The sequence below is a fragment of the uncultured Murdochiella sp. genome, assembly GCF_902488755.1.
Lineage (GTDB): Bacteria > Bacillota > Clostridia > Tissierellales > Peptoniphilaceae > Murdochiella.
On record NZ_CABTXF010000016.1, the window covers coordinates 18,228 to 27,349 of the forward strand.

Genomic DNA, 9,122 nt, shown 5'->3' on the forward strand with positions numbered 1-9,122 from the left:
CAGCTTTTACTTCGTCCTTTTCCACCGTCGGCTCGTTAGCCGCTTCTTTTTCTTCATCTTTTTCTTTCTTAGTATCCGCAAAATCGACGACTTTCGCCTTCGGCTTGCGCTCTGTCGAAAGCCCGGAAGCGACGATGCCTTCTGCTTCCATTACGCCGTATTCACGGAACAGACGCTTAATAGTATCGGAAGGCTGTGCCCCATTGGCCATCCAAGTCTTCACCTTGTCTGCGTCCACACGGAACATACGCGGTTCCGAGATGGGATTATAAAATCCAATCTCTTCGATAAAGCGACCGTTGCGCGCGCGACGGGAATCCGCCACAACAATGCGGTAGAACGGTGCTTTTTTTGCTCCCAAACGTTTCATTCTGATTTTAACTGCCATTCTTTCCTCCTCATGTGTTCAATATTCAACTCGCTATTTCATAAACGGATTTTTCAATAGGGAATTGAAGCGTTTTTTACCCTTCTTAACTTGTTCCATTTTCTTCATCAATTTCTTGGAATCTTTGAATTGCTTAAGAAGGCGGTTAACCATGACCGGGTCATTGCCCGACCCTTTGGCAATGCGGGCGCGGCGGGAATTGGAGATGATGTCCGGTTTGCGTCTTTCCTCGTCGGTCATAGAGGAAAGGATGGCTTCGAGACGTTTAATTTGCTTATCATCAATATTTACACCCGCCAGTTGTTTGGCGTTTACGCCCGGAATGAGCTTGAGCAAATCCTCAAGCGGTCCCATATTTTGCATCTGTCGAAGCTGCTCGCGAAAGTCATTAAGATCATACTTTTGCGAACGCATTTTGGCTTCCAGCTCTTTGGCTTTTTCCTGATCCAGTGCCGATTCCGCCTTCTCGATGAGCGTAAGCACATCTCCCATGCCGAGAATACGGCTAACTAAGCGGTCGGGATGAAACTCTTCCAATTGGTCGAGCTTTTCTCCCGTGCCGATGAGTTTTATCGGCTTATGGGTTACGGCACGAACCGAAAGCGCTGCGCCGCCACGCGCGTCACCGTCTAACTTGGAGAGTACTACGCCGGTAATATCTACTGCATCATTAAATGTCTTAGCAACATTTACGGCTTCCTGACCAGTCATCGCATCGACGACAAGAAGTACTTCCGTGACGGGAACCGCTTCTTTAATGCGTTGCAGCTCCTGCATCAGTTCTTCATCAATTTGCAGGCGTCCGGCAGTATCGATAATCAACGGATCATGTGCCGTTCGAACCGCTTCTTCGTAGGCACGTTTGGCAATCTCCACCGGGTCTACGTCGGCGCCTAAAGAAAACACCGGTGTCTCAACCTGTTCCCCCACCACTTGCAGCTGCTTAATCGCCGCCGGGCGGTATACATCGCAGGCGACAAGCATGGGTCTGCGCTGTTGCTTACGGAATAGATTGGCGAGTTTTGCCGCATGTGTCGTTTTTCCGGATCCCTGAAGACCGCACATCATAATGACTGTCGGTGCTTTCGGTGCCCTTCGCAACGCCATGTCTTCATCCGACATGAGCGTAACCAGCTCTTCTCGGACAATCTTGATGACCATTTGTCCTGGTGTGAGTGATTTCATCACATTTTCACCGACAGCGCGCTCTTTTACCTGTGCCACAAAATCTTTGACGACTTTGTAGTTGACATCGGCTTCCAGAAGCGCCAGGCGAATTTCACGCATGGCCTGATCAACGTCTTTTTGATCCAATTTTCCTTTTTTCGTCAGACGAGAAAACGTCTCTTGGAGGCGTTCGGCTAAATTGTCAAACATGTTTTCCTCCTTTCCTCGGAGTGAAACGTCGCTGAATAGGTTATAGATCGATTATCTACCGCAGCAGTGCAGAATCTTCTCTCGTATCGCGCGTGCGAGAAAGCGCGGCGGATAAACGGGTAAGGGCTTGACGAGCGCAGCTCGCTTCGTCTGCAGGCAGTGTGCGTATCGCATGTTCCAAAATCGGCAAGGCATCTTTTGCGCATTGTTCACTTTCGAGTATGCCTAAGTGTGTTTCAAAATAGGTCATCTTTTCTACTGCTCTCGAAAGTTGTGTGGATACCGCCTGTTTAGAGATTTCTCGCCATTCGGCAATCTCGGAGAGCGAGAGATCGTCATAATAATAGGCTTCACACAGCGCACGCTGCGTTTCTGTCAGCATAAAGCCATACACTTCATATAAAAGACCGATTTGTACCGCTTCTTCCATAATACCCTCACAAAAATAGCACCGTTCCACCGGAACAGTGCTATTCTACGCGCATTAGGTCTTGCTGTCAAGTATTTTTGTTTGACAGCTGAAAAGAAAAGCGGATAAGAGAAAAACTCTCTTTCGTTGTGTTTTTAAGAAAAAATCGCATCCACAAATGCTGCGGCATCGAAGGGGCGAAGATCCTGCATTTGTTCCCCTACGCCAATAAATTTCACCGGCACCTTCACCTCCAACTGCAAAGGAAAAACCACACCGCCTTTAGCCGTTCCGTCCAATTTAGTCAGCACTAAGCCGGTAATATCCGTAACTTCATTAAAAGCGCGCGCCTGTTGAATGGCATTCTGACCGGTTGTTGCGTCAAGGACAAGAAGCGTCTCCAAATGCGCTTCATGGTATTCGCGAGAAAGAATGCGATAGATCTTTTCCAGCTCCTGCATAAGATTCTTTTTATTATGCAAACGACCGGCTGTATCACAAATAAGCACATCCGTTCCTCGCGCCTTTGCCGCATGGATCCCGTCAAATACAACCGATGCCGGATCTGCTCCTTCTTCTCGCCGTACAATATCCACATCTGCCCGGTGAGACCATTCTTCCAGCTGATCTATCGCTGCCGCGCGGAAGGTATCCGCAGCAGCAAGCAATACAGATTTTCCCCGTCCTTTAAGATATGCCGCCAGTTTACCAATAGTGGTCGTTTTTCCTACACCATTTACACCGATTACGAGAATCACCATCGGATGGTCCGGCTCTTCACAGAGCGCGGCATGCAGATTGGACGCTAACAATTTTTCTTTTAGAATTTGCACCAAACGCTGACGCACTTTCTGCGGTTCACGGATATGCTCTTCTGCTACGGCATCTCGAAGGGTATCAATAACATCCATCGATGTTTCAAATCCCATATCAGCGGATACCAGAGCTTCTTCAATTTCCTCAAATAGATCGTCATCAATTGTTGCACGACCGTTGAACAGATTGTCCAGTGCTCCCCCAAGACTGTCTCTTGTCTTTTGTAATCCCTGTTTCAAAAAATCGAAAAAACCCATATTCCTCTTCTCCTCTATCTTTCCGTATACGCCTACGCATCGACGCTTCGTTCTTCTGTTTCGTCTTCGAAGTCGGCGAAGCGCAAAGATACAATTCGAGAAAGACCGTTTTGCATCGTTACCCCATAGAGCGTCTCGGCAAGCTGCATGGTCGACTTGCGATGCGTAATCACAATAAACTGGGTTTCATGGCAAATGCTTTGTAAATATTCCACATAGCGCCCGATATTCGCTTCGTCAAGCGACGCATCGATTTCATCCAATATGCAAAACGGCGTCGGATGAATGGAGAAAATCGCAAAAAGCAAAGCAAGTGCCGTCATGGAACGTTCTCCGCCGGAAAGAAGGTTCAAGCTCTGTAATTTCTTTCCGGGGGGCTGCGCTTCAATTTCTACTCCGCAAGTCAGTACATCTTCCCCATCCAGACGCAAATGCGCCTGGCCACCGTGAAAGAGCAGTTGAAAAATGCGATTATACTCTTCATTCATGCGGCGAAAGCTTTCGGTGAACATGCTCTCCATCGTCGCATCCAAATCTCGAATCAACTCCTGAATGTCTTTGCGTGACTTGCTTAAATCCGTCATCTGCTGTTTCAGGAAATCCAGTTCCTCCTGCATTTCCTGATATTGCTCAATCGCTTCGACATTGAAATATCCAATCTTGGAGAGTTGTTCGCGAATTTCACGAACCTGTTTTCGCGAAGTATCAATCGGCACCAACTGGGCAAGGCGCTCTCTCACCATCTCCTCGCTGAGATCGTATTGTAGACGGTAGTCTTCCAACCACTGATTGCGTTGCGTTTCTTTTTGCTCTTTTTCCATTTGTAGACGGAAGAGCTGATTATTTTCCTCCTGTAGGCGTTCCGCCGTTTTTTGGCGAAGCTGCATACATTTTTCCGCCTGCTCATGCTGCGAATGGTATTCTTTCTCGAGTGCTTCCCATTGACGAAGCGCTTCTTCGCTTTCCTTCTGTGCACTCTTCTTCTTTTCTTCTGCTTCCTGAATTTGCTTTTGACTGCTTTCCAAAATGCGCCGTGCTTCTTCTTTTTGTTCCTCACGAAGTGCGTCATCATGAGAAAAAGCATCTGCCTTTTCTCGATTTTCTTTTAGCCGCTCGGAAAGAGCCTGAAGATCCCGTGTTAAGTACTCGCGCTGGTGGCGAAGAACCGCTTGCTCTTTTTCTTTTCCCTGTATTACTTTGCGCGATTCTTCTTCCTGCTCCTGCAAAGAACGCAAGAGACGAATCGCTTCTTCTTCCTGCGCTTTTAGCGTCGTTTCTTCCTCGGCAACTTCTTCGGGAAGGGTATCGATCGTTTTCGCTAAAAGGCTCTTCGCACCTTCCTGTTCACGCATTTTCGCGGCGAGAGTCATACGAGCGGATTCCAATGTTTCCCGCAAACGCCGTTCTTCCTCCTGCTCCTTTTGCAAACGAGAAAGAAGATTTTCTCGCTCTTTCATCGCCGCTTCACGCCTGGTTTGCGTGTCTTTCCACTTCTCTTCAACTTCAATCAGTTTCCGCTCTTCCTCCAATAGGCTGTTTTGCAGCGCTGTAAGCTCTTTATCTCGGTTGATGAGGGAGGCGGCATTACGTCTGTGGACAATCCCACCAACCATAGACCCCCAGGTATTTACCACATCGCCTTCTAAGGAAATGACGCGATTGTGGTCTTTTTCACGATGTGAAAGGCGAAGCGCGTCATCAATGGTCTCAACAAAGGTAGTACGCCCTAAAAAATGGGTGATAATCGCTTTTAACCGGTTATCGTATTCCACAGCTTCCGTTCCGTTGCAAAGTGCTTCTTTTGCATCCGAAACCATGGGAGAGGCATAAGCAATACGATCGAGTGGAAGAAACGTGACACGGCCGAGCTTACGCTCTTTTAACAGAGCAATAAGCGCTTTGGCGTCCTTTTCGCTTTCCACCACCACATTCTGCAAAGCACCGCCCAGAGCGACCTCCACCGCGGTTTCATACCCTTTTTTGACTTGAAGAAGATCCGCCAAAGGACCGATAAGGCGCGCTTTCACCTCTGTTTCGCGATCGGCAATTTTCAATAAATTTTGAACAGAACGCTGATACCCTTCATACTGCTGCATTAACGCACGAAGCATTTTCTCTTGCGAAGCGATTCCCGCGCGTTTTGCTTCGCCTGTTCGCTTGGTTTCCGCAAGATGATCCGCCTCCTCTAAAAGATGACGAACATCCTCTTCACAAATGCCAAGTGCTTTTTGTATCGTTGCTTGTGCCTGTAAATGCTCCTGCAGCAAAGCTTCCTGTTTTTCTTTTTTTTCAAGCAATGCGTTCACTTCGCCTTCCAAGGCATCGGTCAACGTCTGCTGCTCTTTCTGTTGTTTTTGCAAGTCTTCTCTTGCTTTTTCCGCTTCTTCGCGGCGGTAGCGCAGAACCGAAAGGGATTCCTGGAAACGACGGACTTCTTCTTCCGCATGAATCCGTTTCTGCGTAATCTCTTTGCCGCTCATGGAATCTTCGACGGAGAGATTTGCCAGCTCCTCATCCACTTTTTTAAGCGCCTGCCGTAAACGTTCTTCCTCTTTTTCTTCGTCTTGTATTTTTATTTGCAACGCCTGAGCGTTCGCTTTGGCATTTTGTTCCTCGCTGTCCAAGCGGGAAAGATCCTGACGATAAAACTGTATTTTTTCCTGCGCAACGCTAAGACGCGTTTCTTCCTGCTGTATATCCCGCTCGCGGCGTCCTTTTTTCTCAAGGAAAACACTGCGCTTTTCTTCCCATTCCTGCACAAAAGACTCGTAGGGACGAAGCTGTTCTTCGAGCATTTCATTTTGCTTTTGGAGTTCAGCAACAGTCTCCGAATGCAAAGTAATATCGGCATCCATTTGCGAAATCCGTTCGTCTGCCGCATCTCGCTGCGCTTTTAGCAGCGAAAGCTCATGCTGATCCAGTTCCTGCATGAGGCGACGACCGGTTTTCGCATTTTCCGCCTGCCGCTTCATCAGATGCGCTTCCTGCTCTTTAATATGAACATCTTGACGTACCGTTTCCAGTTGCTGTTCGGTGCGTGCTAAGCGTTGTTCGGATTCCGTTTTTTTATACTTGTATCGGGCAATACCGGCAGCTTCTTCAAAAACGCTTCGACGATCCTCTCCTCTCGTACTGAGAATCTCATCGATACGCCCTTGTCCAATAATGGAATATCCTTCTTTTCCCACACCGGTATTGAGAAACAGTTCATGAATATCTTTTCGGCGCACTTGTTGCGAATTGAGAAAATACTGTCCTTCTCCATTACGGTAGACTTTTCGGGCAACGCTGACTTCCTCATACGGTAAGGGAATGTCGCCATCTGTATTGTCAAAGACCAAGACCACCTGCGCAATGTTCATGGGTGCTTTTTTATCGGTGCCGTTAAAAATAACATCTTCCATGCGCGTTCCACGCAGCGCTCTGGCAGATTGCTCGCCCAACACCCATCGTACCGCATCCGATAAATTGGACTTTCCGGATCCATTCGGGCCGACTACGGCAACAAAGTCATCATGAAATTGTAGAGTCGTTTTTTCGGCAAACGATTTAAATCCGTAAAGTTCCAAACTTTTCAGTCGCACTGTGTCAACCTCGTCGTCTCTTCCTGTTCGCGCTCTCCCGTTTTGGAATACAGCGCGTTGTCCTGTCTTTTTATTGCTTCTGCTTAAACAACAAAAGTGCTTCATGCGCCGCTTTTTCCTCGGCGCGCTTTTTGCTTTTACCGCATCCTTCTGCAATTTGTTTTCCATTGATTTCTACGGCTACGCGGAATGTACGCTGATGCGAAGGACCACTTTCCTCTAACACGACATAACGCTGAGAAAGCCCATGTTGTAGAACGTAGCGATGCAAAGTCGATTTCGCATCCGTTTCTATACTGGAAGCCTCCCACTTATCATGCATCGCACTTAATTTCTGTACAAACCACTTTTCTAAAAAGCGCATCCCTCCATCGAGATAGATGGCGCCGCAGAGCGCTTCAAACGCATCTGCCAAAAGCGATGGCTTCTGCCTTCCGCCCTGCAATTCTTCACCATGTCCCAGTTGCAAAAGACCATCCAAGCCAATTTCCCGACCAAGTGTAGCGAACGATGCCTCACAGACGGCTAACGCCCGTTTTCGGGAGAGTTCTCCCTCTGGATCCTGCGGATAACGACGATAGAAGTAATCGGTCGAAATCAGTTCGAGTACGGCATCCCCTAAGAACTCCAATCGTTCGTTACTCTCCAGTGTTGCATCCGGTTGCTCATTGAGCAGCGATCGATGAATCATCGCCTTTTTCAACAAAGCCGGTTGCCGGAAAAGATACCCTAAGCGCTCCTGAAATTGCTCCCAATCAGCGTTTGTCATTCTTGACCTCCTCGGCAGAACCCGACCTCGCGCTAAAACGAGTTGTTACCTCTTCGAGCACGCCGCTTTCCGCAAAGTCCAAGGCTTCTTCAATAGCTAAGGCAAAGGTTGCGGAAGTTGAATTGCCATGCGCTTTATAGATGGGTTTACGCGCGCCAAGAAGCGGCGCGCCGCCATGCGCACGATAGTCGAGTGCGCCGAACGCCTGCTTTAATTCTTTTTTTATCAACAGACCGCCGAGTTTCGTTTTGACATTGGCATAAAGCACCTCGCGCAAGGTCTGCAGTGCATATTTAGCGGTACCTTCCATGGTTTTTAAGGCGACATTTCCGGAAAAACCATCCGTCACCAAAACATCGCAATCGGCGGTAAGGATATCTCTGGCTTCGATATTTCCAACAAAGGTGAGATCACTCTCTTCAAGCAGGTGATACGTTTCCGTTGCCCGTTTATCGCCCTTCTCCGACTCCTGACCAACATTAAGCAAGCCGACTTTCACCGTTTGTTTTCCCAGCGCTCTTTTTGCATAAGCTGCGCTAATTTCCGCAAACTGCAAAAGCATTACCGGTGTAGTGTCCATCGTAGCACCTGCATCGGCGAGCAAGATGCCACCATGCACATTCGGAATGGTGGGCACCAGACACATTCGCTCCATCCCTTCGATACGCTTAGTCAAGAAATAACCGCCTGCCAAAAGCGCACCGGTACTTCCGGCAGAGAGCAAAACATCGCCCTCAGCATTTAGGTGCGAAAAAGCAAGCACTAAGCTCGCCTCTTTTTTTCGACGGATCGCAAAAACGGGCGATTCGTCGTTACGAATATACGTAGAGGTATCGACAATCTCCACCTGCTTATAATCGCCCAATACCGGTGTGAGAACGGACGAAGGACCGACAACAACACAGGAAAATGCACGTTTTTTTAACGCCGATTGAATGGCCAAAGCAACCATTTTTGCTCCGGCATCCGCACCAAGCGCATCGATAATGATTTTTGTCATGCCTACCTCCATTCTCTTTACCGGTTATTCATTTCGATAAACCGGCAATCTTTTCATTAAAAGACAAAACAAAAAAGGTGCGGAACAGTTCCCGCACCTCCGGTTATTCACCGATTTGAATCACTTCTTTTCCGTCATAGTATCCGCAATGCGGACAAATGTGATGCGGTAATTTTGCTTCGCCGCAGTTCGGGCACTTTACCGTCGCATAAGTCGTTAAACGATAGGAAGAAGCTCTTCTTTTGTCTCTTCTTTGCTTTGACGTTTTTCTCTTTGGTACGGCCATGGAAACACCTCCTTCTTCCTTAGATATTAGATGAACACATGAATTATAAACGCGCATAGCGGGCTTGTCAAGATAAATCCTTGTCTGTCCCTCGATGGAAACTCTTAACTGTCAAGACATATGTTACACATTCAGCACAAGGCTCTGACACATTTAGTTTTTTCCGGCAATTCTTTTCCAGGTGCTTCCTTTTCGACGGGTCAAGGGCGAAGAGCGACCAAAGGGAGCGTCCCTTG

General features: G+C 47.9%; 7 protein-coding genes and 1 pseudogene. All 8 read right to left on the reverse strand.

Going from position 1 to position 9,122, the window contains the following annotated elements; all coding sequences use genetic code 11:
* Positions 1-139 precede the first annotated feature (139 nt).
* Positions 140-388 (reverse strand): annotated as a pseudogene (gene rpsP, locus RDL68_RS03055) (30S ribosomal protein S16); the annotation flags it as partial.
* 33 nt (positions 389-421) lie between these two features.
* Positions 422-1,765, reverse strand: coding sequence for a signal recognition particle protein (ffh, locus tag RDL68_RS03060; RefSeq protein WP_308540204.1), 1,344 nt, complete (start codon positions 1,763-1,765; stop codon positions 422-424).
* Positions 1,766-1,820: 55 nt separating this feature from the next.
* Entirely contained in the window at positions 1,821-2,195 is a 375-nt protein-coding gene (locus tag RDL68_RS03065; RefSeq protein WP_308540205.1) for a sigma factor-like helix-turn-helix DNA-binding protein, read from the reverse strand.
* Positions 2,196-2,329: 134 nt separating this feature from the next.
* Positions 2,330-3,247: a signal recognition particle-docking protein FtsY gene (gene ftsY / locus RDL68_RS03070; protein ID WP_308540206.1), complete on the reverse strand. Its 918-nt coding sequence runs from the start codon at positions 3,245-3,247 to the stop codon at positions 2,330-2,332.
* A 32-nt stretch (positions 3,248-3,279) separates the two neighbouring features.
* Positions 3,280-6,831 carry a chromosome segregation protein SMC gene (gene smc / locus RDL68_RS03075; protein ID WP_308540207.1) on the reverse strand — a complete coding sequence of 1,184 codons (3,552 nt, stop codon included), beginning with the start codon at positions 6,829-6,831 and terminating at the stop codon, positions 3,280-3,282.
* Between the two features lie 70 nt (positions 6,832-6,901).
* A complete protein-coding gene (rnc, locus tag RDL68_RS03080) occupies positions 6,902-7,600 on the reverse strand; it encodes a ribonuclease III (protein ID WP_308540209.1) in 699 nt (232 codons plus the stop codon).
* Entirely contained in the window at positions 7,587-8,600 is a 1,014-nt protein-coding gene (gene plsX, locus RDL68_RS03085; RefSeq protein ID WP_308540210.1) for a phosphate acyltransferase PlsX, read from the reverse strand. The genes rnc and plsX overlap by 14 nt, the downstream gene beginning before the upstream one ends.
* A gap of 103 nt (positions 8,601-8,703) precedes the next feature.
* On the reverse strand, positions 8,704-8,886 hold the full coding sequence (gene rpmF, locus RDL68_RS03090; RefSeq protein WP_066923837.1) for a 50S ribosomal protein L32: 183 nt from the start codon (positions 8,884-8,886) through the stop codon (positions 8,704-8,706).
* Positions 8,887-9,122 lie beyond the last annotated feature (236 nt).